Origin of the sequence: Citrobacter sp. Igbk 16, from assembly GCF_028069755.1 — a bacterium.
Lineage (GTDB): Bacteria > Pseudomonadota > Gammaproteobacteria > Enterobacterales > Enterobacteriaceae > Citrobacter.
Window position 1 is genome coordinate 1 of the sequence record NZ_JANEWJ010000105.1, and the last position, 279, is coordinate 279.

Genomic DNA, 279 nt, shown 5'->3' on the forward strand with positions numbered 1-279 from the left:
GAGGCCGAAAGGCGTAGTCGATGGGAAACAGGTTAATATTCCTGTACTTGGTGTTACTGCGAAGGGGGGACGGAGAAGGCTATGTTAGCCGGGCGACGGTTGTCCCGGTTTAAGCATGTAGGCGGAGGTTCCAGGTAAATCCGGTACCTTATTAACGCTGAGGTGTGATGACGAGGCACTACGGTGCTGAAGTAACAAATGCCCTGCTTCCAGGAAAAGCCTCTAAGCATCAGGTAACACGAAATCGTACCCCAAACCGACACAGGTGGTCAGGTAGAG

The 279-nt window shown here is 52.3% G+C and carries 1 rRNA gene; it reads left to right on the forward strand.

The features are described 5' to 3' along the window. Nucleotides 1–279, forward strand: a 23S ribosomal RNA gene (locus tag NNO03_RS22560); the annotation flags it as partial.